The organism is Pseudomonas sp. BIGb0558, assembly GCF_024807515.1.
GTDB lineage: Bacteria > Pseudomonadota > Gammaproteobacteria > Pseudomonadales > Pseudomonadaceae > Aquipseudomonas > Aquipseudomonas yamanorum_A.
On sequence record NZ_JANUEW010000001.1, the window covers coordinates 336,722 to 363,081 of the forward strand.

The 26,360-nt window shown below is 60.0% G+C and carries 25 protein-coding genes; 10 read left to right on the forward strand and 15 right to left on the reverse strand.

Annotation, left to right across the window (positions count from 1 at the left end; all coding sequences use genetic code 11):
* Positions 1-38: 38 nt before the first annotated feature.
* From M2400_RS01555 to M2400_RS01570, 4 genes are all read right to left on the reverse strand, one after another.
* Positions 39-1,133, reverse strand: coding sequence for a polyamine ABC transporter substrate-binding protein (locus M2400_RS01555; RefSeq protein WP_177043883.1), 1,095 nt, complete (start codon positions 1,131-1,133; stop codon positions 39-41).
* Between the two features lie 207 nt (positions 1,134-1,340).
* Complete coding sequence (locus tag M2400_RS01560; RefSeq protein ID WP_093203921.1) at positions 1,341-2,705, reverse strand: aspartate aminotransferase family protein; 1,365 nt, start codon at positions 2,703-2,705, stop codon at positions 1,341-1,343.
* Positions 2,706-2,763: 58 nt separating this feature from the next.
* Positions 2,764-4,122, reverse strand: a complete 1,359-nt coding sequence (locus M2400_RS01565; protein WP_177043813.1) for a glutamine synthetase family protein — start codon at positions 4,120-4,122, stop codon at positions 2,764-2,766.
* Between the two features lie 39 nt (positions 4,123-4,161).
* The gene (locus M2400_RS01570; RefSeq protein ID WP_259195529.1) at positions 4,162-4,941 is read right to left on the reverse strand and encodes a gamma-glutamyl-gamma-aminobutyrate hydrolase family protein; all 780 of its coding nucleotides are present in this window, start codon (positions 4,939-4,941) and stop codon (positions 4,162-4,164) included.
* 278 nt (positions 4,942-5,219) lie between these two features.
* Here M2400_RS01570 and M2400_RS01575 point away from each other — a divergent pair, with 278 nt between their 5' ends.
* Both M2400_RS01575 and M2400_RS01580 read left to right on the forward strand, forming a co-directional pair.
* A complete protein-coding gene (locus tag M2400_RS01575; protein WP_003213894.1) occupies positions 5,220-6,596 on the forward strand; it encodes a glutamine synthetase family protein in 1,377 nt (458 codons plus the stop codon).
* 250 nt (positions 6,597-6,846) lie between these two features.
* Complete coding sequence (locus M2400_RS01580; protein ID WP_259195528.1) at positions 6,847-7,482, forward strand: TetR/AcrR family transcriptional regulator; 636 nt, start codon at positions 6,847-6,849, stop codon at positions 7,480-7,482.
* A 103-nt stretch (positions 7,483-7,585) separates the two neighbouring features.
* On the opposite strand, the gene M2400_RS01585 is transcribed toward M2400_RS01580, so the two are convergent.
* The 10 genes from M2400_RS01585 to argE form a co-directional block, all read right to left on the reverse strand.
* Positions 7,586-7,801 (reverse strand): molybdopterin-binding protein, encoded by a 216-nt coding sequence (locus M2400_RS01585; RefSeq protein WP_003213899.1) that lies wholly within the window; start codon positions 7,799-7,801, stop codon positions 7,586-7,588.
* 29 nt (positions 7,802-7,830) lie between these two features.
* Entirely contained in the window at positions 7,831-8,634 is an 804-nt protein-coding gene (ssuB, locus tag M2400_RS01590) for an aliphatic sulfonates ABC transporter ATP-binding protein (protein ID WP_177043810.1), read from the reverse strand.
* Positions 8,631-9,419: an aliphatic sulfonate ABC transporter permease SsuC gene (gene ssuC / locus M2400_RS01595; RefSeq protein WP_010167854.1), complete on the reverse strand. Its 789-nt coding sequence runs from the start codon at positions 9,417-9,419 to the stop codon at positions 8,631-8,633. The genes ssuB and ssuC overlap by 4 nt, the downstream gene beginning before the upstream one ends.
* A 9-nt stretch (positions 9,420-9,428) precedes the next feature.
* Entirely contained in the window at positions 9,429-10,577 is a 1,149-nt protein-coding gene (gene ssuD, locus M2400_RS01600; protein WP_003213905.1) for an FMNH2-dependent alkanesulfonate monooxygenase, read from the reverse strand.
* A gap of 25 nt (positions 10,578-10,602) precedes the next feature.
* A complete protein-coding gene (locus M2400_RS01605) occupies positions 10,603-11,571 on the reverse strand; it encodes a sulfonate ABC transporter substrate-binding protein (RefSeq protein ID WP_177043809.1) in 969 nt (322 codons plus the stop codon).
* Positions 11,572-11,678: 107 nt separating this feature from the next.
* Entirely contained in the window at positions 11,679-12,272 is a 594-nt protein-coding gene (gene ssuE / locus M2400_RS01610; RefSeq protein ID WP_177043808.1) for an NADPH-dependent FMN reductase, read from the reverse strand.
* Positions 12,273-12,587: 315 nt separating this feature from the next.
* The gene (locus M2400_RS01615; RefSeq protein WP_177112435.1) at positions 12,588-13,226 is read right to left on the reverse strand and encodes a peroxiredoxin; all 639 of its coding nucleotides are present in this window, start codon (positions 13,224-13,226) and stop codon (positions 12,588-12,590) included.
* A gap of 276 nt (positions 13,227-13,502) precedes the next feature.
* Complete coding sequence (locus M2400_RS01620; protein WP_177043806.1) at positions 13,503-14,861, reverse strand: OprD family porin; 1,359 nt, start codon at positions 14,859-14,861, stop codon at positions 13,503-13,505.
* 594 nt (positions 14,862-15,455) lie between these two features.
* Positions 15,456-16,754 (reverse strand): amino-acid N-acetyltransferase, encoded by a 1,299-nt coding sequence (gene argA, locus M2400_RS01625; RefSeq protein WP_177043805.1) that lies wholly within the window; start codon positions 16,752-16,754, stop codon positions 15,456-15,458.
* A 135-nt stretch (positions 16,755-16,889) separates the two neighbouring features.
* Positions 16,890-18,038 carry an acetylornithine deacetylase gene (argE, locus tag M2400_RS01630; RefSeq protein WP_177043804.1) on the reverse strand — a complete coding sequence of 383 codons (1,149 nt, stop codon included), beginning with the start codon at positions 18,036-18,038 and terminating at the stop codon, positions 16,890-16,892.
* Positions 18,039-18,196: 158 nt separating this feature from the next.
* Here argE and M2400_RS01635 point away from each other — a divergent pair, with 158 nt between their 5' ends.
* Positions 18,197-19,564 carry an inorganic triphosphatase gene (locus M2400_RS01635; RefSeq protein ID WP_003213918.1) on the forward strand — a complete coding sequence of 456 codons (1,368 nt, stop codon included), beginning with the start codon at positions 18,197-18,199 and terminating at the stop codon, positions 19,562-19,564.
* An 86-nt stretch (positions 19,565-19,650) separates the two neighbouring features.
* Here M2400_RS01635 and M2400_RS01640 read toward each other — a convergent pair whose 3' ends face one another.
* Positions 19,651-20,121, reverse strand: a complete 471-nt coding sequence (locus tag M2400_RS01640) for an Lrp/AsnC family transcriptional regulator (protein ID WP_010167872.1) — start codon at positions 20,119-20,121, stop codon at positions 19,651-19,653.
* A 127-nt stretch (positions 20,122-20,248) separates the two neighbouring features.
* On the opposite strand from M2400_RS01640, the gene M2400_RS01645 reads away from it, so the two are divergent.
* The 7 genes from M2400_RS01645 (at position 20,249) to M2400_RS01675 (ending at position 26,327) form a co-directional block, all read left to right on the forward strand.
* On the forward strand, positions 20,249-20,587 hold the full coding sequence (locus tag M2400_RS01645) for a hypothetical protein (protein ID WP_259195527.1): 339 nt from the start codon (positions 20,249-20,251) through the stop codon (positions 20,585-20,587).
* Positions 20,588-20,671: 84 nt separating this feature from the next.
* The gene (locus tag M2400_RS01650) at positions 20,672-22,375 is read left to right on the forward strand and encodes a GspE/PulE family protein (protein WP_177112431.1); all 1,704 of its coding nucleotides are present in this window, start codon (positions 20,672-20,674) and stop codon (positions 22,373-22,375) included.
* Positions 22,376-22,434: 59 nt separating this feature from the next.
* Positions 22,435-23,355: an SPFH domain-containing protein gene (locus M2400_RS01655; protein WP_003213925.1), complete on the forward strand. Its 921-nt coding sequence runs from the start codon at positions 22,435-22,437 to the stop codon at positions 23,353-23,355.
* 10 nt (positions 23,356-23,365) lie between these two features.
* A complete protein-coding gene (locus M2400_RS01660; RefSeq protein ID WP_259195524.1) occupies positions 23,366-23,812 on the forward strand; it encodes an NfeD family protein in 447 nt (148 codons plus the stop codon).
* Positions 23,813-23,881: 69 nt separating this feature from the next.
* Complete coding sequence (locus M2400_RS01665) at positions 23,882-24,199, forward strand: DUF2388 domain-containing protein (RefSeq protein WP_010167882.1); 318 nt, start codon at positions 23,882-23,884, stop codon at positions 24,197-24,199.
* 158 nt (positions 24,200-24,357) lie between these two features.
* Positions 24,358-25,029 (forward strand): outer membrane protein, encoded by a 672-nt coding sequence (locus M2400_RS01670; RefSeq protein ID WP_259195523.1) that lies wholly within the window; start codon positions 24,358-24,360, stop codon positions 25,027-25,029.
* Positions 25,030-25,187: 158 nt separating this feature from the next.
* Positions 25,188-26,327, forward strand: coding sequence for a DegT/DnrJ/EryC1/StrS aminotransferase family protein (locus M2400_RS01675; protein ID WP_177043799.1), 1,140 nt, complete (start codon positions 25,188-25,190; stop codon positions 26,325-26,327).
* Positions 26,328-26,360: the final 33 nt, after the last annotated feature.

The following is a 26,360-nucleotide window of genomic DNA, read 5'->3' on the forward strand; positions in this document are numbered from 1 at the left end:
CGCATCGCGGCGGTTAACAAAACGGGTATCAAGTCGGCTTACTTGCCCGATTTGATTTTGGTCCAGCTGCGGGTCATTTCCCGCTGAGTAGCAGCCGGCAAGTCAGCAATTGCATAAAGCTTGGCTTGCACGTCCGCCGGCGGGTAGATACCCGGGTCGCTGGTGATGTCTTTGTCGACCAGTGCGGTGGCTTTCTCGTTACCGTTCGGGAAACGCACGCTGTTGGTAATGCTCGCCATGACTTCCGGCTTGAGCAGGTAGTTCATGAACTTGTAGGCGGCGTCGACGTTTTCGGCATCTTTAGGGATGGCGACCATATCGTAGAAGCTGCCGGCACCTTCTTTCGGAATGTCGTAGGCAACCTTGACCTTGCCACCGGCTTCAGCCGCGCGGGACTTGGCCTGTTGCACGTCACCCGAGTAACCCACGGCTACGCAGATATTGCCGTTGGCCAGGTCGGAGATGTACTTGGACGAGTGGAAGTAGCCGATCGAAGGACGCAGCTTGAGGAACAGCGCCTCGGCTTGCTTGAGGTCTTCTTTCTTCTGGGTGTCGGTCGGCAGGCCCAGGTAATGCAGCGCCACCGGCAGCATTTCGGTTGGCGAATCGAGGAAGCTCACACCGCAGCCTTTGAGCTTGGCGAGGTTTTCCGGCTTGAGGATGGTGTCCCACGAGTCGATCTTGTCGATGCCCAGTGCGGCCTTGACCTTCTCCGGGTTGTAACCGATGCCGATCGAGCCCCACATGTACGGGAAGGCGTGCTTGTTGTCCGGGTCGCTGACGGACACGGCTTTAAGCAGGGATTTGTTCAAGTTGTCGTAGTTCGACAGTTTGGACTTGTCCAGTTCCTGGTAAACACCGGCCTTGATCTGCTTGGCCAGGAAGTTGTTCGACGGCACGACGATGTCGTAACCGGACTTGCCTGCCAGCAACTTGGCTTCCAGGGTTTCGTTGGAGTCGAACACGTCATAGACCACCTTGATCCCGGACTCTTTTTCAAAGTTCGCGATGGTGTCCGGTGCGATGTAGTCGGACCAGTTATAAACGTGCAGCACTTTATCGTCGGCGTGCGCCGCGCCTGCCATGGCCCCCATCAGGGACAAGGCCAGGAGGGTCTTGCCAGCGTTCTTCAAACCTAATGCCTTCATTCGGTCATGCTCCAATTTTTTCTTTTTTGGGCCACGTTCGTTCTTTACGTACAACGTGTTTCGCAGCCCGTCTAAGGGCAACAAAACAGGGCGACAGTCTGGCAAGTTCAAGGGCCGGCTTTCAACCAATGCCCCACTTTTCTAACATCCCAGAAGCAGCGCCCAACCGGCGCTGCGTTCTGAGCCTAGCATTTAGCCCTGCAATGCCGCCAAAGTCAGGTCCAGGCAGTGCCGCGCCTTGGTCACCAACTCGTCTATCTCGGCCTTGCTGATCACCAGCGGTGGCGAAATGATCATGGTGTCGCCCACGGCGCGCATGATCAGGCCATTCTCGAAGCAGAACGTACGGCAGATCATGCCAACGCCACGGCCTTCGTAACGTTTGCGTGTTGCCTTGTCCTGTACCAACTCGATCGCACCGAGCATGCCCACACCGCGAACTTCACCCACCAGCGGGTGATCAGCCAGTTCCCTCAGACGCTTTTGCAAATAGGGTGCCGTTTCGTCGTGAACGCGCTTAACAATTTGTTCATCGCGCATGATGCGGATGTTTTCCAGGGCGACAGCCGCCGCCACCGGGTGACCGGAGTAGGTGAAACCGTGGTTGAAATCACCGCCTTCGTTCAGCACAGCGACCACTTCGTCGCGCACGATCAGGCCGCCCATCGGGATGTAGCCCGAGGTCAGGCCCTTGGCGATGGTCATCATGTCTGGCTTGAGGTCGTAGAAATCGCTACCGAACCACTCACCGGTACGGCCAAAGCCGCAGATCACTTCATCGGCCACGAACAGGATGTCGTACTTGGCGAGGATTTCCTTGATGCGCGGCCAGTAGCTGGCAGGCGGCACGATCACGCCACCGGCGCCCTGGATCGGCTCGGCAATAAAGGCACCGACGTTGTCCACGCCCAGTTCCAGAATCTTCTCTTCCAACTGGTTGGCCGCCCACACGCCGAACTCTTCCGGGCTCATGTCGCCGCCTTCGCCAAACCAGTACGGCTGGGCGATGTGGACGATGCCCGGGATCGGCAAGTCGCCCTGTTCATGCATGTAGGTCATGCCGCCCAGGCTCGCGCCGGCCACGGTGGAGCCGTGGTAGCCATTCTTGCGGCTGATGATGGTTTTCTTGTTCGGCTGGCCTTTGATCGCCCAGTAGTGGCGGACCATACGCAGCATGGTGTCGTTGCCTTCGGAGCCGGAACCGGTGAAGAACACGTGGTTCATGCCTTGCGGGGCGATATCGGAGATGGCTTTGGCCAGTTCCAGCACCGGCGGGTGGGCCGTCTGGAAGAACAGGTTGTAGTAAGGCAGCTCTTTCATCTGCTTGGCGGCCGCATCAGCCAGTTCGTCGCGACCGTAACCGATCGCCACGCACCACAGGCCGGCCATGCCGTCGAGAATCTTGTTGCCTTCGCTGTCCCACAGGTAAACGCCGTGGGCTTTGGTGATGATCCGTGGGCCTTTCTCTTTCAATTGCTTGAAGTCGCTGAACGGCGCCAGGTGGTGATCGCTGCTCAAGGCTTGCCATTCACGGGTTTGCGGGTTGTTGCTGGACATACCAATCTCCTAGATGTTTCAGGTGAGGACGCGCCGTTTAAAGGGCGCGCCCGGCGCATCAGACGGCGAAGAGCAGGAATTCCCGCTCCCACGAACTGATCACGCGCTTGAAGTTTTCATGCTCGGCCCGCTTGACCGCGACGTAGCCTGTGATGAATTTGTGACCCAGGTATTTCTCGATGGTCTTGCTGTTTTCCATGCGTTCCAGGGCGTCTTCGATGGTCAGCGGCAGGCGCAGGTTGCGGCGCTCGTAACCACGGCCAACCACTGGCGCACTTGGGCTGATGCCTTCGACCATGCCGATGTAGCCACACAGCAGGCTGGCGGCAATCGCCAGGTACGGGTTGGCGTCGGCGCCCGGCAGGCGGTTTTCCACCCGACGGTTCTGTGGGCCGGCATCCGGTACCCGCAGGCCAACGGTGCGGTTTTCTTCGCCCCATTCCACGTTGACCGGCGCCGAAGTGTCGGGCAGGAAGCGACGGAACGAGTTCACGTTGGGCGCGAACAGCGGCAACAACTCGGGGATGAATTTCTGCAGGCCACCGATGTGGTGCAGGAACAGCTCGCTCTTGCTCCCGTCTTCATTGGAGAAGACGTTCTTGCCGGTGGCGATGTCGATGATGCTCTGGTGCAGGTGCATCGCGCTGCCGGGCTCGCCGGTCATGGGCTTGGCCATGAAGGTGGCCGCCACGTTGTGCTTGAGCGCCGCTTCGCGCATGGTGCGCTTGAACACCAGGATCTGGTCGGCCAGGGACAATGCATCGCCGTGACGGAAGTTGATTTCCATCTGCGCGGTGCCGTCTTCGTGGATCAACGTGTCGAGGTCCAGCTCCTGCAGCTCGCACCAGTCGTAGACGTCTTCGAACAACGGGTCGAATTCGTTGGCGGCTTCTATAGAGAAGGACTGGCGGCCAGTCTCCGGGCGACCGGAGCGGCCAATCGGCGGTTGCAGCGGGAAGTCCGGGTCTTCGCAGCGTTTGGTCAGGTAGAACTCCATCTCCGGCGCCACGATGGGCTGCCAGCCTTTGTCGGCGTAGAGCTTGAGGACTTTCTTGAGCACGTTGCGCGGCGACAGCTCGATCGGGTTGCCTTGCTTGTCGTAGGTGTCGTGGATCACCTGGGCGGTAGGCTCTATGGCCCAGGGCACCAGGTACACCGCGTTCTCGTCCGGGCGGCAGATCATGTCGATATCGGCCGGGTCGAGCAATTCGTAATAGATGTCGTCTTCGACATAGTCGCCGGTCACGGTCTGCAACAGAACGCTCTCGGGCAGGCGCATGCCTTTTTCGGCGATGAACTTGTTGGTCGGCGAGATCTTGCCCCGGGTGATGCCGGTGAGGTCGCCAATCATGCATTCGACTTCTGTGATCTTGTGGTCTTTCAACCAATCGGTGAGCTGGTCGAGGTTGTTACTCATAAATGCCTCTGGGCTGTGTTTCCTGACATCCATTAAAGGTCAGGCGTAAGTTGACGCAGCATCCGCGTCGCGTTGCATCACCCGCTTTCGACAGGCATTGCCAAATGCCTGGAAGATTGCGAGGTAGTGCGGGTTAGAGCTTACCTGCCATTCGGGGTGCCATTGCACTCCTAAAGCAAAAGCCTTGCCCGCGGGGATCGAAAAGCCTTCGATCAAGCCGTCCGGCGCGGTGGCCTCGACCTGAAAACCCAGCGCCAGGCGGTCGATGCCCTGTGAATGAATCGAGTTGACCTGGATCGTCGGCGGCAAGCCCAGGCTTGCCAATACCCCATTCGGGGAGATGGCCACCGGGTGCGCCGGGCCATACTGGATTTCCAGCGGCTGGGTGTCGTCTTCGCGGTGATCCATCATGCCCGGCACTTCGTGAACCTTCTGGTGCAGGCTGCCGCCAAACGCCACGTTCATTTCCTGGAAGCCACGGCAAATCCCCAGCACCGGAACGCCGGCCGCGATGGCGGCACGCAGCAGCGGCAGGGTGGTTTGGTCCCGTGCAGAATCATGAGCAGTCCCGGGCGCGCTGGCCGGACCGTCGTAGTGAAAGGGTTCGATATTGGAAGGTGAGCCGGTAAAAAGAATGCCGTCCAGGCCGTCAAGAATATTGGCCGGGTCGAGCACATCCGCCAGGGACGGAATGATCAATGGCAAGCCCTTGGCAGCGGTGGCCACTGCACGGACGTATTTGTCGCCACTGATGTGATAAGCATGCAGACCGACCTGTTTGGAGCAGGCGGTGACGCCGATTAACGGCAGGCGAGACATGAAGCACCCCGGTATTATTGCTGTTATGGGTTTGAATCGAGCTTAGCCTTGTTCATTTTTTTACACAACACCCCCGTAAAAAATACAACACGGCCCGCTCAAACGTGCTGGTTCCAAGAGCCCCAATCCCAAAAAACCGCCCCAAAAAGCCCCAAAAAAGCCCTCATGGCGCTTTTTTAGGGCAAAAAAGGCCTCGCTTGACTTCGGCATGCCGTTCGGGTTGACTGAAACCCGAAGAGATCAATGATTGATATTTTTAACAACAAAGGTGTTGCATCATGTCGGTACCCCCGCGTGCCGTTCAGCTTAACGAAGCGAACGCGTTCCTTAAGGATCATCCTGAGGTTCTGTACGTAGACCTTCTAATTGCGGATATGAATGGTGTGGTGCGCGGCAAGCGCATCGAACGCACCAGCCTCCACAAGGTTTACGAGAAGGGCATTAACCTGCCTGCCTCTCTATTTGCCCTGGATATCAACGGCTCAACGGTGGAAAGCACCGGCCTGGGCCTGGACATCGGTGATGCTGACCGAATCTGTTATCCAATCCCCGACACCCTGTGCAATGAACCCTGGCAAAAGCGCCCAACCGCGCAGCTGCTGATGACCATGCACGAACTCGAAGGTGAACCTTTCTTCGCCGATCCTCGCGAAGTTCTCCGCCAGGTTGTAAGCAAGTTTGACGACCTCGGTCTGACCATCTGCGCCGCATTCGAGCTGGAGTTCTACCTGATTGACCAGGAGAACGTGAATGGCCGGCCACAACCGCCCCGCTCGCCGATCTCCGGCAAACGCCCGCACTCGACACAGGTCTACCTGATCGACGACCTCGACGAATACGTCGACTGCCTCCAGGACATTCTGGAAGGTGCAAAAGAGCAAGGCATCCCTGCCGACGCCATCGTCAAGGAAAGTGCCCCGGCGCAGTTCGAAGTGAACCTGCACCACGTTGCCGACCCTATAAAGGCCTGCGACTACGCGGTACTGCTCAAGCGCTTGATCAAGAACATCGCCTACGACCATGAGATGGACACCACCTTCATGGCCAAGCCTTACCCGGGCCAGGCAGGCAACGGCCTACACGTACACATTTCGATCCTGGACAAGGACGGCAAGAACATCTTTGCCAGCGAGGATCCCGAGCAGAACGCCGCATTGCGTCACGCGATCGGCGGTGTGCTGGAGACCCTACCCGCCCAAATGGCGTTCCTGTGCCCTAACGTCAACTCCTACCGTCGTTTCGGCGCACAGTTCTACGTGCCGAACTCGCCGTGCTGGGGCCTGGATAACCGCACCGTAGCGATTCGCGTACCGACCGGCTCGTCCGACGCCGTACGTATCGAACACCGTGTGGCTGGCGCCGACGCCAACCCTTACCTGCTGATGGCTTCGGTATTGGCGGGCGTGCATCACGGCCTGACCAACAAGATCGAGCCTGGCGCACCGGTGGAAGGCAACAGCTACGAGCAGAACGAACAGAGCCTGCCGAACAACCTGCGTGATGCCCTGCGCGAGTTGGACGACAGCGAGGTGATGGCCAAGTACATCGATCCTAAATACATCGATATCTTCGTCGCCTGTAAGGAAAGTGAGCTGGAAGAGTTCGAACACTCCATCTCCGACCTTGAGTACAACTGGTACCTGCATACCGTGTAAGCGGTTGCTTGATTAAAGGAACGCCGCAGGCTTTTGGCCTGCGGCGTTTTTTTATGCCGGTTGTGGCGAGGGAGCTTGCTCCCGCCGGGCTGCGAAGCGGCCCCCATCAGAACACCGCGCTCTTTCAGGCAGGACCGGGGTGCCGGTTTGGGTCTGCTGCGCAGCCCAGCGGGAGCAAGCTCCCTCGCCACAAGGTATGGATCATCCAGTGGCTCTGCGTACAATGCCCGCTGCCCTGTAGGAGACTTCAATGAATCGCCCCGCCCCTCGCAAACCCCGCGCCCGCAGCCAGGCCCGGATCGACGCGATACTCGACGCCGCCCGCACCTTGCTGGCCGCCGAAGGCGTGGCGAGCCTGTCGATCTACAGCGTGGCCGAACGGGCGCAGATTCCGCCTTCGTCGGTGTACCACTTCTTTGCCAGTGTGCCGGCCTTGCTCGAAGCGTTGACCGCCGATGTGCACGCCGCCTTCCGCGCAGCCATCCAAGCGCCCATCGATCATGATTCACTCAAACACTGGCGCGACCTGTCCGGCGTGGTGGAACAGCGCATGCTCACCATCTACAGCAACGACGCCGCCGCCCGGCAATTGATCCTCGCCCAGCATGGGTTGACCGAAGTGACACAGGCTGACCGCCAGCACGATCTGGAGCTGGGAAACCTGATGCATGAAGTGTTCAACCGGCACTTCGAGCTGCCGAGCCTGCCCGCCGATGTCGACGTGTTTGCGCTGGCCCTGGAACTGAGCGACCGCGTCTACGCGCGCTCGGTGCATCAGCACGGGCAGATCACCCCGCGCATGGCCGAGGAAGGCATGCGGGTGTTTGATGCGTATGTGGGGCTTTACTTGCCGGCGTTCTTGCCCAAACGGGTGGTCAGTGCCTGATTGATGTGTTGCTCACAAAGGCCTTATCGCAGGCAAGCCAGCTCCCACACAGATCAAAATGTGGGAGCTGGCTTGCCTGCGATGGCGGTTTCAAGAACGCCAATCACAACTTGGCGATCGACACCTCGGTGGATTTGACGAAGGCAATCACTTCGCTGCCAATCACCAGCTCCAGCTCTTTCACCGAGCGAGTGGTGATCACCGAAGTCACGATGCCGGACGCGGTCTGCACGTCGATTTCCGACAGCACGTCACCTTCGACGATTTCCTTGATGGTGCCTTTGAACTGGTTACGTACGTTGATGGCTTTAATAGTCATGGTCGTTCTTCCTGTGTAAGACAAGTGAGTTATTGAGCCCAACGCAATTGCGTAGGCAGCGGTGAAACAGGTTCGGGTTCCGGCGGAGTGCCGGGCAGCGACAACACACGGTTAAGCACTTCGGTTTCCAGCGCCGCCAGGCGGTGGGAGCCACGCACCCGCGGACGTGGGAGTTCCACGTACAGGTCGAGGCCGATTTCGCCGTCTTCGATCAGGATCACCCGGTCGGCAATGGCCACGGCTTCGCTGACGTCGTGGGTCACCAGCAACACGGTGAAACCGTGCTTGCGCCAGAGGTTCTCGATCAGTTGTTGCATCTCGATCCGGGTCAGGGCATCCAGGGCCCCCAGCGGCTCGTCCAGCAGCAACAGGCGCGGTTGGTGGATCAAGGCGCGGGCCAGGGCCACGCGCTGCTTCTGGCCACCGGACAACGCCGCCGGCCACTCGTTGGCGCGCTCGGCCAGGCCGACCGCTTCCAGCGCTTCCAACGCCTGTGGGCGCCAGTTGCCCTTGAGCCCCAGGCCCACGTTGTCGATGATCTTTTTCCACGGCAGCAGGCGTGCTTCCTGGAACATCAACCGCGTGTCTTCAATCGCATCGCTCAGCGGTGCGGAGCCGGCGAGCAGTTCACCACCGCTGGCCTTATCCAGGCCCGCCAGCAGGCGCAGCAAGGTACTTTTGCCGCAGCCGCTACGGCCCACGACTGCTACGAATTGACCGGCCGGAATATGCAGGTCGATGTCCTTCAGCACTTCGCGGGTGCCGAAAGCCTTGCGCAACTTGCGCACTGCCAGGGGAATGCCCCGCAGCAGGCGTGGAGGTTGAGCGGTCATGCCGCACCTCCTTTATTCACTTGATAGGCTGGGTGCCAGCGCAGCCAGACACGTTCCAGGCCGCGAGCCGCCAGGTCTGCCAGCTTGCCGAGTACCGCGTACAGCACGATGGCCAGTACCACCACGTCGGTTTGCAGGAACTCCCGGGCGTTCATCGCCAGGTAGCCGATGCCGGAACTGGCGGAGATGGTTTCGGCGACGATCAACGTCAGCCACATGAAGCCCAACGCAAAGCGCACGCCCACCAGAATCGAAGGCAAGGCACCCGGCAAGATCACCTGGCGAAACAGGCTGAAACCGGACAGGCCATAACTGCGGGCCATTTCCACCAACGCCGGGTCGACGTTGCGGATGCCGTGGTAGGTATTGAGGTAGATCGGGAACAGCGTGCCGAGGGCCACCAGGAATATCTTCGCGGTCTCGTCGATGCCGAACCACAGGATCACCAGCGGGATCAGCGCCAGGTGCGGCACGTTGCGGATCATCTGCACCGAGCTGTCCAGCAGGCGTTCACCCCAGGTCGACAGACCGGTAATAAAGCCCAGGGCCAGGCCGATGCTGCCGCCGATCACAAAACCCAGGCCCGCACGCCAGCCACTGATAGCCAGGTGTGTCCAGATTTCGCCACTGCGCACCAGGCTGATGCCCGCTTCGATCACGGCGCTGGGTGCCGGCAGAATGCGCGTCGACAGCCAACCGGCCGAGACGGACAACTGCCATACCGCCAGCAACAGAATCGGCAGCGCCCAGGGCGCCAATCGATGACTTAACTTTTCGAGGTTCATGGCGGCGCCTCAGCTCTGGGACGCAGCTTTGGGAAGGATGTCGTTGGCGACCATTTCGCCGAACGGGCTGACGTAGCCGGCGCCCTTGGGCAGCTCGGGACGTTCGATGTCCAGGTGCGGGAACAGCAACTCGGCCACCCGATACGACTCTTCCAGGTGTGGATAACCGGAGAAGATAAAGGTGTCGATGCCCAGGTCAGCGTATTCCTTAACTCGGGCCGCCACGGTCGGGCCGTCGCCTACCAGGGCGGTGCCCGCACCGCCGCGCACCAGGCCGACGCCGGCCCACAGGTTGGGGCTGACTTCGAGGTTGTCGCGGCTGCCGCCGTGCAAGGCGGCCATGCGTTGCTGGCCAACGGAGTCAAAGCGCGACAGCGAGGCCTGGGCGCGGGCGATGGTTTCATCGTCCACGTGGGAGATCAGTTTGTCGGCGGCCTGCCAGGCTTCGGCGTTGGTTTCACGCACGATCACATGCAGGCGAATGCCGAAGCGCAGGGTACGCCCGAGCTTGGCGGCCTTGGCGCGAACCTGTGCGATCTTTTCCGCTACCGCAGCCGGTGGCTCGCCCCAGGTCAACACCATTTCCACTTGTTCGGCTGCCAGGTCCTGGGCCGCTTCGGAGGACCCGCCGAAATACAGCGGCGGACGCGGTTGCTGGATCGGCGGGTAGAGCAACTTGGCGCCTTTGACGCTGATGTGCTGGCCGTCGTAATCCACGGTTTCGCCTTCCAGCACGCGGCGCCAGATGCGGGTGAATTCCACCGACGCCTGGTAACGCTCTTCATGGCTCAGGAACAAACCGTCGCCGGCCAATTCATCCGGGTCTCCACCGGTCACCAGGTTGAACAACGCCCGGCCACCGGACAACCGATCCAGGGTCGCGGCCTGGCGCGCAGCCACCGTCGGGGAAATGATCCCGGGGCGCAGCGCGACAAGGAATTTCAAGCGCTGGGTCACCGGGATCAGCGACGCCGCCACCAGCCACGAGTCTTCGCAGGAGCGGCCGGTGGGAATCAGTACCCCGCCGAAGCCAAGGCGGTCTGCCGCCTGGGCCACTTGCTGCAGGTAACCGTGATCAACGGCGCGAGCGCCTTCGGCGGTGCCAAGGTAATGGCCGTCGCCGTGGGTAGGCAGAAACCAGAAAATATTGAGGCTCATGGAGTTGTCTCCTGAAGAAGTCGGATTACGGCGCTTTGGCAACGGCGGCGGGTGGTGTCCAGATCACGTCCTTGACGCTCAAGGGCTTGGGGATCAATTTGAGTTGGTAGAAGCTGTCGGCGATTTTCTGCTGCGCGGCGACCACTTCCGGGGTCAGGAAGAGCGCGCCGTAGCCCTGGCGTTTCACCGAGGTCAGGGTGATGTCGGCGGGCAGGCCCAGCAGCGGTGCAACTTGTTCGGTGACTTGTTCCGGGTTGGCCTTGGACCATTCGCCCACGGCGCGCACTTCTTCCACCAGCGCCTTGATCACCTCAGGGTGTTTTTCGGCGTAAGGCTTGGTGGCCAGGTAGAACTGATGGTTGTCGGCAATGCCGGTGCCGTCACGCAGGGTGCGGGCTTGCAGCTGTTTCTCGGCGGCCGCCTGGTACGGGTCCCAGATCACCCAGGCATCGACGCTGCCACGCTCGAACGCAGCACGGGCATCGGCGGGCGGCAGGAAAACGGTCTGCACGTCGGTGTATTTCAGGCCGGCATCTTCCAGCGCACGTACCAGCAGGTAGTGCACGTTGGAGCCTTTGTTGAGGACGACTTTCTTGCCCTTGAGGTCTTGCACCGATTTGATCGGCGAGTCTTTCGGTACCAGGATCGCTTCGCTGGTGGGCGCTGGTGGTTCGTAGGCGACGTAGAGCAGATCGGCACCGGCGGCCTGGGCGAACACCGGCGGGGTTTCGCCCGTCACGCCGAAGTCGATGGAACCGACGTTCAGTCCTTCCAGCAGCTGGGGGCCGCCGGGAAATTCGGTCCACTGCACCTGCACGCCCTGCTCGGCCAGCCGCTTCTCCAGCGAGCCCTTGGCCTTGAGCAGCACCAGGGTGCCGTATTTCTGATAGCCGATCCGCAGGGTCTCGGCCGCTTGAGCTTGAACAATGGCGCCGAAGGACACAGCCGCAGCAAACAGTGCGACCAGACCACGACGCAAAATGACAGTGCGCATGGCGCTCTCTCCACAATACGATTAGGGGGTTGGCTGCACCTGCTTGGCCGTTGGCGGCTGAGTAAGGTGAGTAGTACTTATTGAATCCAGGTAAAGCTGGGTAAGGCTTAAATGCTCCAGCGAGCACTCAACAAACGTTCATTCAACACATGGGGATCAAGGGGTTTCGGGCGGCGGGCCATGGCGGCGTAGAACGTCTCCAGGGCCTCGCTCAGGCGTTGCTCCAGCACCGGCACCAGCTGCGCCTGGGCACTGCCTTCGCCGTAGGCGATCTGGCTGTCTTCGGCAAAAATCCCGTGGAGCAATTCCTGGGCTTTCAGGGCCGACAGCACCGGCTTCAGTGCGTAGTCCACCGCCAGCATGTGGGCGATGCTGCCGCCGGTGGCCATCGGCAACACGATTTTGTGGGCCAGGGCGCGCTCGGGCAGCAGGTCGAGGATGGTTTTCAGGGCGCCGGAAAACGAGGCCTTGTACACGGGCGTGGCGATCACCAGGCCATCGGCATTCGCCACTTGCTGCAGCAGGTCGATGATCTTGGGGCTGTCGAACCGCGCGTGCAGCAAGTCTTCGGCCGGGAAGTCCCGTATCTGATAACTCACCACTTCCACACCTTGTTGCTGCAACCAGTTGCGGGTGTGATCCAGCAACACCCCGGACCGGGAACGTTGGCTGGGGCTACCACCAAGTGTTACGACCAGCATTTAGGAAATTCCTTTGGAAAGTGTCGGCGGTTCGCTATGTGGCGATGGCGCCAAGATGGGACAGACCATATCAGCCAATTTATATATCTATAAATCTTATTTTTTCATTTGTTTATTCCCTAAATGCATATGCCGTTCATCAAACTCCAGGCATAAAAAAAGGCCGTCGAAACGGCCTTAAAACCCCTGCATGTGAAACGGTTTACAACCTGAACTCTCTGTTGCTGGCAGGCCGCCATCGCGGGCAAGCCCGCTCCCACAGTTGAACCGCATTCCCCTGTGGGAGCGGGCTTGCCCGCGATGGCGATATCAGCCTTAACGATTCGGTTGAGGCGTGAGCCGCAGGTACGGCTTCACCGCCCGGTAGCCTTTCGGAAAGCGTTTCTTGATCTCTTCTTCGTCCTTGAGCGACGGCACGATCACCACCTCGTCACCGTCCTGCCAGTTGGCTGGGGTGGCGACTTTGTAGTTGTCGGTCAGCTGCAGCGAGTCGATCACCCGCAGGATTTCGTGGAAGTTGCGACCGGTGCTGGCCGGATAGGTAATGGTCAGGCGAATCTTTTTGTTCGGATCAATCACGAACAGCGAGCGCACGGTGAGGGTGTCACTGGCATTCGGGTGGATCAGGTCATACAGGTCGGAGACCTTGCGGTCTGCGTCGGCCAGGATCGGGAAGTTGACGAGGGTGTTCTGGGTTTCGTTGATGTCTTCGATCCACTTGTGGTGGGAGTCCACCGGGTCCACCGACAGGGCAATGGCCTTGACGCCGCGCTTGGCGAATTCATCCTTGAGCTTGGCGGTGAAGCCCAGTTCGGTGGTGCACACCGGGGTGAAGTCTGCCGGGTGGGAAAACAGCACGCCCCAGCTATCGCCCAGCCACTCGTGGAAGCGAATCTTGCCGGCGCTGGAATCCTGTTCAAAGTCGGGGGCGATGTCGCCCAGTCTGAGGCTCATGGTGTGGCTCCTGATGAGTGCTTATAGAGCCCACTGTGCCTGTGTCGCGGATTATTTAAAAAGAATAAATATCGATTTATCTAGACGATAAAGGAATATTAAAAATCTGTTCATTGGACTTGGCTGCAGCCGAGGATCAACATCGGCTTCAAGGTTCGAGAAGGCCTTGAGACGCTGTACAAAGAGGGGATTCAGGAAGGGCTTGCGGGGGTTGAGCCCGACTTGAACAGTAAAAAGCACCCTGCCCGGCGTTGCGCCGGGCAAGGTTTTACGCTCTTACTTGAACGCGTAGGTGTAGCTCAGAATTACGCGGTTTTCGTCCTGGGAACGAGTGTTCGCCAGGTCGGTACGCCACATCGCGTTTTTCCAGGCAACGCCCAGGTTTTTCAGCGGACCTTCTGGAACAACGTAAGCCAGGGTCAGGTCGCGTTCCCACTCGTTACGCTCGCCGACGGTGGTGTCGATGTTGCTACCCTTGAGGTAGACCACACCGGCAGTCAGGCCAGGCACGCCGATCTTGGCGAAGTCATACGCGTAGCGAGCTTGCCAGGTACGTTCGCCGGCACGGGCAAACTTCTGGATTTGCATGTCGGTGATGGTGCTGTTCGACGAGCCGTCACCTTGGTTCAGCCAAGGGAAGTCGCTGTCGCCCTTGGTGTACTGGTAACCAGCGCCGAAGGTGTGACCGGCAACCGAGTACAACGCCAGGTAGCTGTACAGGTCGTTGTCGACCTTACCCTTGACCTTGGTGGCATTGGTCGGATGATCCGAGTAGTAGCCGGAGGTGTAGTAGCCAGCAGTATCACCGTTGGCACCGTTGTCACGGCTACGGTAGTAGCGCAGGTCGCTTTTCAGGACGCCAGGACCAATCGCCCAGTTGTGGACCAGGCCCAGGAAGTTCTGAGCGTAGAAATCCTTCAGCTCGCCGAAGTAGTACGAAGCAGTCAGGTCTTTGGTGATCTTGTAGTCAGCACCGGCGTAGTAGAACTTGTTGACGAAGTTACCTGCGTCATAGTTCGAGCTGCCGTTGGCACCGGCCAGGGACAGACCTTCATTGTTGCTGGAGTTACGGCCCTTGGAGTGCTCGATCTGGCCAGCAGTCAGGGTCAGGTCCTTGAACTCGTTCGAGGAGATCTCGCCGCCCTGGAAGGTTTGTGGCAACAGACGACCATCGTTGGTCTTGATCACCGGGTTGTTCGGCTGCAAGGTACCGATCTTCAGCACGGTCTGGGAGATCTTGACCTTACCGGTCACGCCCAGGCTGGCGAAATCGTTGACAGCTTTGTTGCCATCGCTTGGGAACACGGTGCCGCCGGAGGCAGTACCTGTGTAGTTACCGTGATCAGCGCGGCTGGAATCCAGACGCACGCCGTACAGGCCGATGGCGTCAAGACCAAAGCCCACAGTACCTTGGGTGAAACCCGAGATGAAACGCAGGTCGAAACCTTGGCCCCATTCAGCGTTTTTGCTGCGGGTGTTCGAGGTAGCCGATGGCTTCAGGTCGCGGTTGTCGGTGTTGATGTAAAAGTTACGTACGCCGAGTGTGATCTTGCTGTCATCGATAAAACCAGCGGCGCCTGCTTGTTGAGCGATTGCCCCCAAAGCTACGGCCAACGCCAATGTTGACTTCTTCATGTACCGCTCCTCTCATTTCTAATTTTTGTATTTCTTAGGTCTCGGGTCTGACGCCCTCGATCCACAGATGCGCGATTAGCACCGGATAGTGACTGACAAGTCAATCGTAACCTTGTGTGTCTACTACTTTCGTCTAACCGCAGTTAATTTGGTCCTTGCAGGGTAATGAGTTTTTCATACACCCAAAAAGAATTGTTTCGTCCTTTTTCATACGATTCAGGAATAACGCTTTCCATGGCACGGTCGAGCCAGTAAGGCGGTACCGCTCCATAAGGGTGTTCCTGAAGAGCATGTCTTTTCGCCTTTTTAGATCGTTTCGCGCTGACCCAAAGGTCAATACGTCACTCACGATCAAAAATGCGACGCCATCATGGCCAAACGCACATCATTCCGTCAATTTGTTACAGTTTTTGTATCGATGAAACTTTTTTGCCGTCCCAGCAATCCACCTCACCGTACTCGGTGATAATGTCACTTTGATGTCAGTTATGTGTATAAATCGGCAAGCCCTGTATTCAGGGCCGATGCACCCGCCCCGGATGCATGACTCGCCAAATTGACAGGCGAGAGGATTGCCCCCTCGCCCCTTCAGGCTTACAACGCCTTTTCGAAAATCTTCGAATTACGCTGATAGTTGTACAACGACGCCCGCGCCGATGGCAGACGATCCACCGTGCTCGGCACAAAACCGCGCTCGCGGAACCAGTGGGCAGTACGGGTGGTGAGGACGAACAAGGTCTTCAAACCCTGGGCCCGGGCGCGGGTCTCGATGCGCTCCAGCAGTTCATCACCGCGGCCGCCGTGGCGGTACTCCGGGTTCACCGCCAGGCACGCCAGCTCGCCCGCGTCCGAGTCGGCGATCTGATACAGCGCCGCACAGGCGATGATCATGCCTTCACGTTCCACCACGCTGAACTGCTCGATTTCCCGTTCCAGCACTTCCCGGGAACGACGCACCAGAATCCCCTGCTCTTCCAGCGGACTGATCAGATCCAACAATCCGCCCACATCTTCAATCGCCGCTTCGCGCACCAGCTCGAACTGCTCCTGGGCCACCAGCGTACCGCCGCCGTCCCGGGTGAACAGCTCGGTGAGCAAGGCACCGTCTTCTGCATAACTGACAATATGGCTGCGCCCTACGCCGCCGCGGCACGCCTCGGCGGCCGCGTCCAACAACTCGGCCTGGTAATTGCTGCCCAGGCGTTGCAGATGCGCGGGCACCTGTTGCGGCCGCAGTTCGCGCACCAGGCGCCCGTGTTCGTCGATCAGGCCAAGGTCGGCGCCAAACAGCAGCAGCTTGTCCGCGCCCAGGTCGATCGCGGCGCGGGTAGCGACGTCTTCGCAGGCGAGGTTGAAGATTTCACCGGTGGGCGAGTAGCCCAGGGGCGACAGCAGCACGATGGAGCGCTCGTCCAGCAGGCGGTTGATGCCCTTGCGGTCGACCCGGCGCACTTCGCCGGTGTGGTGATAGTCGACACCTTCGAGCACGCCGATCGGACGCGCCGTCACCAGGTTGCCGCTGGCCACCCGCAGGCGCGAGCCCTGCATCGGTGACGAGGCCATGTCCATCGACAGCCGCGCTTCGATGGCGATACGCAGATGGCCAACCGCATCGATCACACACTCCAGGGTCGCGGCATCGGTGATGCGCAAGCCTTCGTGGTAAGCCGGCGTCAGGCCGCGGGCAGCGAGGCGGGTTTCGATTTGCGGGCGTGAACCATGGACCAGCACCAGCCGCACGCCCAGGCTGTGGAGCAGCACCAGGTCATGGACGATATTGCCGAAGTTCGGATGATCCACACCATCGCCCGGCAGCATGACCACAAAGGTGCAGTCGCGGTGGGCATTGATGTAAGGCGAAGCGTGACGAAGCCAATTGACGTATTCGGGCATAAAACCTGGGCCTGTAATAAAAAGCAGCCAAAAAAGGATGATTCATGGAAACGCACAGCGGGCTGTTGGTTATCGTCGGAACAGGCTTGGCGACACGCTCGCTCTCCTTCTATGTACGGATGGGCCGGGGTTAATTTATGCAGGTGTCAGGCAGTAATGTTGAATCAGTTCCCGCAATAGACGCACTGTAGGCGTCAAGCGTGACATTTCAAGGTACTCGCCGGGCTGGTGGGCGCAGGCGATATCGCCAGGGCCAAGCACCAGGGTTTCGCAACCAAGGCGCTGAAGATAAGGCGCTTCGGTGCCGAACGCTACTGCTTCGGCGCGATGACCGGTAAGTCGTTCAGCCACCCGCACCAACTCGGCATCCTCGGCCTGCTCGAAGGGCGGCACTTCGGGGAACAGCGGCGCGTAGTCGATCTTCACCTGATGGCGCTCGGCCAAGGGCTCGAGCTTCTGGCGGATGGCGGCGCGCAGCACCTGGGGATCCATGCCCGGCAAGGGCCGCAGGTCAAACTCCAGGGAACACTGGCCACAAATGCGGTTGGGGTTGTCGCCCCCGTGGATGCAGCCAAAATTCATGGTCGGTTGCGGCACGCTGAACTGCGGGTTGCGGTATTCGCGTTGCCAGGCCAGGCGCAGGCCGCGCAGCTCGCCGATGGCGTCATGCATGGCTTCGAGGGCGCTGTGGCCCAGGCTTGGATCCGACGAATGGCCGCTGCGCCCGAGAATATCGATGCGCTCCATCATCACGCCCTTGTGCAGACGGATGGGTTTGAGGCCGGTGGGCTCACCGATCACCGCTGCGCGACCTAAAGGACGACCCGCCTCGGCCAGCGCACGGGCGCCGGCCATGGAGCTTTCTTCATCGCAGGTGGCGAGAATCAGCAGTGGTTGCTTGAAGGGTTGGTCCAGCAATGGCTGTACCGCTTCGATCACCAGGGCGAAAAAGCCTTTCATGTCACAGCTGCCCAGTCCTACCCAGCGACCGTCGACTTCCGTCAGCTTGAGTGGATCGGTCTGCCACAACGCGCCGTCGTACGGCACGGTGTCACTGTGCCCCGCCAACACCAGGCCGCCAGGGCCGGTGCCGAAACTGGCCAGCAGGTTGAATTTGCCGGGGCTGACCTGCTGGATGTCGCAGGCAAAGCCCAGGTCCCCCAGCCAGGTGGCGAGCAAATCGATAACCGGGCGGTTGGATTGGTCGAGAGAGGCCTGGGTACAACTGACCGAAGGCGCGGCAATCAGCGCGGCGAATTGTTCTTTCATGGACGGTAAAGGCATGCGCTGTCTCTCAACTTCCCGGACGAACCCCATCATAGAGCCATCTGCACAACACAATAAACCGTTGCGGCACGTTGCCGGGCTCAGTCCTGTACACTGCACGACCTTGGCAGCCACACATTTCCCCGGCTGCGCTCCCGATCCTGGATTTTCCGGCCATGCAGAAAGAAACCGAAATCAAGCTCCGCGTCAGCCGCGAAACCCTCGCCGCGCTGCGTGAGCACCCGCTACTGAAAAAACGCAACAAAAGTGGCTGGGAACGCCGTGAGTTGATGAACCAGTACTTCGACACCCCGGAACGCGACCTGGCCCAGGCCAAAGTCGCCCTGCGCCTGCGCAAAGACGGCGACGAAGTGATCCAGACTCTCAAGACCCGTGGCCAGAGCGTCGCCGGTTTGTCGGAACGCAATGAGTACAACTGGGACCTGGCCAAAGCCAAGCTCGACGTGAAGAAACTCGACGGCGAATGCTGGCCCGAGCAACTGGCCGAACTGGACAAAAAGACCCTCAAGCCGATCTTCACTACTGACTTCGTGCGTGAGCGCGCCGAAATCGCCTGGGGCCGTGGCAAGGCCAAGGTCGTGATCGAAGCCGCTTTGGACCTGGGCCACGTGGTCGCCGGCAAGCAGAAAGAAGAAATCTGCGAGCTGGAACTTGAGCTGCGCGAAGGCGACCCGGCCGCCCTGCTGGAACTGGCCGCTGAACTCGCCGCGACCCTGGCACTGATGCCCTGCGATATCAGCAAGGCCGAGCGTGGCTATCGCCTGTTCGACGCCAACAGCTATTCCCTGAGTCTGCCGGCGCCGGTGCTGCACGCCGAAATGCCGCTGGACGACGCATTCGCCGCCGTCATGTGGCACTTGTTGGGCAGCAGCCAGCGCCTGGCCGAGCAATACCGTTTCAACGGCCACTGGCGCCTGCTGCAAGACTGGGTGGAAAACCTCGGCGAACTGCGCGCCCTGCTCGGCAGCCTCGGCCAGGCCGCACCCCGCCAGTCCACCAGCGAACTGCGGGCCGCACTGGACGCGTTGCTGGAAGACTGGCGTCCGCTGGTCCAGGCCGGTGACGACGACGAAGACATCCGCAAAGCCGCGCCGGAACAGTTCGCCGAAGAACTGGAAGACGTGCGCTGGGGCCTGTTCTCCCTGACCACCTCCCGCTGGTTGCTGGCCCGTACCTGGGCTGCCGATCGCAACGTGCGTGGCAACCGCCAGGGCGCTGCACAACTCGCCAACTGGCTGCCGCGCCTGCTGGCCGACGACGCCGTCGCCCTGCAACTGCCGCGTTACCAGCAACAACCGGAAGACCTCGCCGAGCAACTGCCGCGTATCGAGCGCATCCTGGCCTGGCTGCACCATGCACGCCAAGTGCTGGATATCGCCGAGCTGGACCGTTTGTATGGCGAGCTGAACAAGCTGGCGCATCTGGCCAACCAGCCGATTACCGATGAGTCACTGGATGCGCGGATGCATCAGGCGATCGCGGTTTATCAGAATCGTGCCTGGAAAACCCTGCTGCGCCTGTAAGATCGCTATCGCGGGCAAGCCCGGCTCCCACATTGGAATGCATTCCAGTGTGGGAGCCGGGCTTGCCCGCGATGGGTCCGCCGCTATCAGCGCAACACCGGCAAACTCGTGGTGGACTTGATCTCCGACAAGGCCACTATCGAGTTGACCTCCTGAATCCCCGGCACCATCGACAGTTTTTCGAAGAAAAACCGCTCATACGCCTCGATGTCCGACGTGACGATCCGCAATAGAAAATCCACCGCCCCCATCAGCACATAACATTCCAGCACTTCCGGAAAGCCGCGAATCGCCTCGGTGAATTCCGTGAAGTTGGAACGGCCGTGGGCGTTGAGTTTCACCTCGGCGAAAATCTGCGTGTTGAGGCCGATTTTCTTGCGATCCAACAAGGTGACCTGGCCGCGAATCACGCCCTCCTCTTTCAACCGCTGAATCCGCCGCCAGCACGGTGACTGTGACAGGCCGACCTGTTCGGCGATCTGCGCGCTGGAAAGCGAAGCGTCTTCCTGCAACAGCGCCAGGATGCGCCGGTCGTACACGTCCAGCTCACTGTGCATATAAATACCCGCCGATCATGTTTTTTTGAATTGAATGATTCCCTTATAAGCCATTACCGGCTTTTTTAGACAAGAAATCTCCCACGACGAATGTAAAAATTTCTCCAGTCGAATCAGGAGAGCCATCATGCATGTCGTCGAAGCCACCAGCCCCGCCCCACGCGTCGATGCCTGGGCCGTCAGCAATGCCCACTGCCAGGCGCACTATCAAATCCTCGCCGAGGCTGAGCCCGACGTGCTGTGCCGGGTGCTCAACTATTTTGCCCTGCAGTTCCTGGTTCCTCTCCAGGTGAACGTACACCGCGAAGACGACCTGCTGGCGATCGATATCGTGATGGATGGCCTGAGCTGGCACCGCGCCCAGGTGATCGGTGAAAAACTTCGTAACCTGATCAGCGTGTGCTCGCTGGAACTGCAACCGGCTGATGCCGCGCGGCCTCTGGCGGTGCAGGCGGCCAGTCAGTAAAAGCCTGCAATAAACCCCGGAAGCCGAACTGCAATGGGTGACTAGCCTGAGGACTACGCCTAACCGTTGCCCAGGAATGTCACCATGTCTGTTGCGCCAAACACCCAGGATCGCTGGCTGGAAATCCATCAGTTGTTGCCAGCCCTGATCGACCAGGGCGTAGTGCCCGCCGATCTGAACGTACCGGCCAACAGCGGGCTGCACCCTCTTGAATGCATTGCCAGCCATGGCCCGTCCCTGGAAACCCTGACCGAATGGCTCGCCCGACACTGTGGCCAGCCTTACCTGCGTATCGACCCGTTGAAAATCGATGTCGCGGCGGTGGTGCCGCTGATGTCCTACGCCTTTGCCCAGCGGCACAGGATCCTGGCGGTTGCGGTCGACGCCCACAGCGTCACCGTCGCCAGTGCCCAACCCTACGTGAGCAGTTGGGAAGCCGGCCTGGCCCAGGTCTTGAAGCGCTCCATCCGGCGTGTGGTCGCCAATCCCCAGGCTATCCAGCGCTGCACGGTGGAATTTTACCGGCTGGCGAAATCGGTCAGCGGCGCGGTCGATCAAAAAACAGCCGGTTCACCCAGCATCGAGCAATTGCTCAACCTCGGCGCCAGCGACCAGGAACCCGACGCCAATGACGCGCACATCGTCAATATCGTCGACTGGCTGCTGCAGTACGCTTTCGGCCAACGGGCCAGTGATATCCATCTCGAACCCGGCCGCGACCAGGGCCGCGTGCGGTTTCGCATTGATGGCCTGCTGCATGACGTCTATCAATTCCCGTCCCAGGTCACGACGGCGGTGGTCAGCCGCCTGAAAAGCCTCGGCCGGATGAACGTGGCGGAAAAACGCAAACCCCAGGACGGCCGCGTGAAAACCAAAAGCCCCGCAGGCGGTGAAGTGGAACTACGCCTGTCGACCCTGCCCACGGCCTTCGGCGAAAAGCTGGTGATGCGGATTTTCGACCCGCAGGTGCTGCACAAGGACGTCCAGCAACTGGGGCTCTCCAGCGACGACCTGCAACGCTGGCAATCCATGACCGGCCAGGCTAATGGCATCATCCTGGTCACCGGCCCCACCGGCTCGGGCAAGACCAGCACCCTGTACACCACGCTCAAGCAACTGGCCACCCGGGAGGTCAACCTGTGCACCGTCGAAGACCCGATCGAGATGGTCGAGCCGGCCTTCAACCAGATGCAGGTCCAGCACAACATCGACCTGACCTTCGCCAGCGGCATCCGCGCGCTGATGCGCCAGGACCCGGACATCATCATGATCGGCGAGATTCGCGACCTGGAAACCGCAGAAATGGCGATCCAGGCCGCCCTCACCGGCCACCTGGTGCTGTCGACGCTGCACACCAACGACGCCCCCGGTGCCATCAGCCGCTTGCTGGAACTGGGCATTCCCCATTACCTGATCAATGCGACGCTGCTGGGGGTGATGGCCCAGCGCCTGGTGCGGCTGTTGTGCCCACACTGCAAGCGGCCTGCCGGGCAGGTCTATGAGGCTGTGGGCTGCGGGGACTGTCGGGAAAGCGGCTATCAAGGGCGGGCCGGGATCTATGAAGTCATGCTGCTGAACGACCGTCTAAAGGCCCTGATCACCCCGGGCGCCGACATCCAGGCACTGCGCCGCGCGGCCCTGGACCAGGGAATGTGCAGCTTGCGGTCTGCCGGCACGCGCAAGGTCATGGCCGGGCTGACAACGCTGGAAGAAGTACTGCGAGTGACGCCTGGGGATTCAGAAACAAATCCTTTGCTTGATGGGCCGGTAAACCGTCCTTATCCCTGACAACACCGTTACAATCGGTCAAACCTCGCGTTACCGCCAACACCAGACAAGGAATCGTTATGCAGATCGGAACCGTACTGCTGCTATTTGTAGGCTTGGCCGTCGCCATCCTCTTCATGGGCTTCAAGGTCGTTCCACAGGGTTACCAGTGGACGGTCGAACGCTTCGGCCGCTACACCAACACCCTCAAGCCGGGCCTGAATATCATCATCCCGGTCATGGACCGCATCGGTCGCAAGATCAACGTGATGGAAAGCGTGCTGGACATTCCGCCCCAGGAAGTCATCACCGCCGACAACGCCACGGTACAGATCGACGCCGTGTGCTTCTTCCAGGTGGTCAACACCGCCCAGGCTGCCTACGAGGTAAACAACCTCGAGCACGCCATCCGCAACCTGCTGCAAACCAACATCCGTACCGTGCTCGGCTCCATGGAGCTGGACGCGATGCTCAGCCAGCGGGATGGCATCAACGAGAAACTGCTGCGCACCGTCGACGAAGCCACCGCACCGTGGGGCATCAAGATCACCCGGATCGAGATCAAGGACATCAGCCCGCCCGCCGACCTGATGGCCGCCATGTCCGGCCAGATGAAGGCCGAGCGGATCAAGCGCGCACAGATCCTCGAAGCCGAAGGCCTGCGAGCGTCCGCAATCCTGACCGCCGAAGGCAAGAAGCAGGCGCAGATTCTTGAGGCAGAAGGCGGTCGTCAGGCCGCGTTCCTGGAATCCGAGGCCCGCGAACGTCAGGCCGAAGCTGAAGCCCGCGCCACCCAGGTGGTATCGGAAGCAATCGCCACCGGTAACGTGCAGGCCATCAACTACTTTGTCGCCCAGAAATACATCGACGCCCTCGGCAAGCTGGCGTCGGCCAACAACAGCAAGGTGATCCTGATGCCGCTGGAAGCCAGCCAGGTGATCGGCGCCGTCGGCGGCATCGGCGAGATCGTCAAGGCCACCTTCGACAACAAGAAAGCCTGAGGCACGCACCATGTGGGAATTCCTGCAGCACCTGTCGTTTTGGGACTGGCTGGCACTGGGCACCGTGCTATTGATTCTTGAAGTGTTCGGTGCCGGTGGTTATCTGCTGTGGATGGGTATCGCTGCGGCAGCCGTGGGCGTGATCAAGTTCCTGGTTCCGAGCCTCGGGCTGGAGTGGCAACTGCTGCTGTTCGCGGTGTTGTCGATCCTGACGGCGGTGTACTGGTGGAGACGCCAGCGCAGCAGCGCCAAGGTCAGCGACCAGCCGGGGCTGAACATGCGCGGTTCGGAGTTGATTGGGTGCACCTTTGTGGTGCATCAGGCAATTATCGAGGGCCGTGGGAAGATCAAGATCGGCGATGGCGTATGGATCGCAGCCGGCCCGGACGCGCCCGTGGGAGCACATGTGCGTGTCATCGGTCAGGACGGCGTGATTCTGAAGGTTGAAACTGTTTAGTCAGCCATGGAACTCGGCTGGGCTATCTACAATCAAACTGTACAGATAACCCAGTCGGAGTCACCCATCATGCGTCTAAAATATGCTGTCGCTACCCTCGCTGTGCTTTCCCTTCCTGTCGGTTCAGCCATGGCCGACAGCTTCTGGCGTAATGTCATCTCATCGGGTGCCACAACCGGCTCGACGTACCTGACGTTCAAGGACCACAAAATGGTGGTCGCCGCCCAGGACGACGCCGGTAGCTTCGTCGCCAGCGACGGCAGCATCCGTGGCCCGTACCTGGAAGCTGCGATGCAGAAGGTTCGCGCCGATAACCCTGGCCTCAAAGCCACGGACATGGATTTGGCTAACGCGATCCTGGCAAAAAACGCCATTGCTTCCGAGTAACACCGCCACATAAAAATGCCGCTCTTTGAGAGCGGCATTTTTTTGCCTGGCTTTCCTACAGTCTATATTGGCGTTTCAGCGCCCAAACAGGAAAAGTCCTGTCGAGATACCCGCACGCCACGCAACAAGCTGTCGATTCCTTTCGTTCTAGTGAATCGATGACCATGCAAAAACTCTCCTGCGCCCTGCTGCTCGCCGCGATTGCCACCCCTTATGCTCAGGCAGAAGGCTGGTACGGGTCGGCGAAGCTCAACAGCGCCCGCCAGAATCTGTCCAGCTCCCTGCTGACCAGCCCGCGCGTCACCGACCGCGTGTCGGCCCCCGATAGCAGCAAAACGTTCACCGGATCATTTGCCGTGGGTTATGCCTTTGCCGATGGCTGGCGCCTGGAAGGGGAATACACCACGCCCAGCCATTCGAACTTCAAATCCCAATGGGCGCCATTCAATGCCAACGTCAACAGCCTGCAGACCGACAGCCAGCGCTTGATGCTCAATGGTTATAAAAACATCCCGATCAACGAGTGGCTGTCGTTCTACGGCATGGCGGGAGTGGGATTGGCCCAAATTGACGCCGAGGGTTACCAGACCAACAAGACCCGGCGTTTCGCCGACAATCGCCAATACAACTTCGCCTACAACGTGGGCCTCGGGCTGGACGCCAAGGTCAGCGAAACCCTGACCCTGGGCACAGGCTGGCGCTACGTGGACATGGGCCGGATTGAAACCGGCTACAACACTTTCGCCAACCGTATCAACGCCCGCGACGAGCAGCTCAAAGGCAAGCTCAAGGAACAGAATGTGTTCCTTGAGGCCCGCGTTTCCTTCTGAACCAGGCTCCAGGAGTGCCGCTGCCGAGGCGGCATTTTCTCCAGAGGGTGACGTTTCATTCACAGACGACAGGCTATATTCAGTCGAGCCGTGCAACCATGCCCGGCATTGATATGCTTTTCTCTCATCGTCTACCTGAAACGGATGCCTTCAACGCCATGAGCCAACTGCCTTTTCTGCCGTTTTCCAAGCCCACCATCGATGAAGCCACCATCTCGGCGGTGGGCGACGTACTGCGCTCAGGCTGGATCACCAGCGGGCCGAAAGTGCAGGCGTTCGAAGCGCAGTTGTCGGAATACTTTGGCGGGCGTCCGGTGCGCACCTTCAACTCGGGCACCTGCACCATGGAGATTGCCTTGCGCATCGCCGGTATCGGGCCTGGGGATGAAGTTATTACTACGCCGATTTCGTGGGTCGCCACGGCCAACGTGATCCTCGAGGTGGGTGCCACGCCGGTGTTCGCCGATATTGACCCGGTGACCCGCAATATCGACCTGGCCCAGGTGGAAGCGGCAATCACGCCACGCACCAAGGCGATTATTCCGGTTTACCTGGCCGGCCTGCCGCTGGACATGCCGTTGCTCTACGCGCTGGCCAACAAGTACAACCTGCGCATCGTCGAAGATGCCGCCCAGGCCCTGGGTTCCAGCTGGGATGGCCAGCGGATTGGTGCCACGGGCGATTTCGTGTCCTTCAGCTTCCAGGCGAACAAGAACATCACGTCGTCCGAAGGCGGCTGCCTGGTGCTGAACAACGCTGAAGAAGCGCGCCTGGCCGAGAAATATCGCCTGCAAGGCGTGACCCGCACCGGCTTCGACGGCCTGGACGTGGACGTACTTGGCGGCAAATTCAACATGACCGACATTGCTGCGGCCATCGGCCTGGGTCAATTTGCCCATATCGAGAAAATCACCGCCCACCGCCAGGAACTGGCGCAGCACTATTTCGAGTGCTTCGGCAGTGACTTTGAAGAGAAGTACGGTGCGCAATTGCCACCGGCCGATTTCGAAAACAGCAACTGGCACCTGTTCCAGTTGGTACTCCCGGAGCGCCAGGACGGTTTGCCGGCACGCGCCACGTTCATGGAGCAGATGCAGGCCCATGGCGTCGGCATTGGCTATCACTACCCGCCGATCCACCTGCTGAGCTTGTACAAGGCGCAGGGATTCAAGGAAGGCATGTTCCCGGTAGCGGAAAAAGTGGGGCGGTTGATTGTGTCGTTGCCGATGTTCACGGCGATGACGAAAGCGGACGTAGAGCGTTCGGTAGCAGCAGTCAAAGCGGTATTGAAGCGCTGATCAAACCTTTGCGGGAGCCGGTTGCCGGCTCCC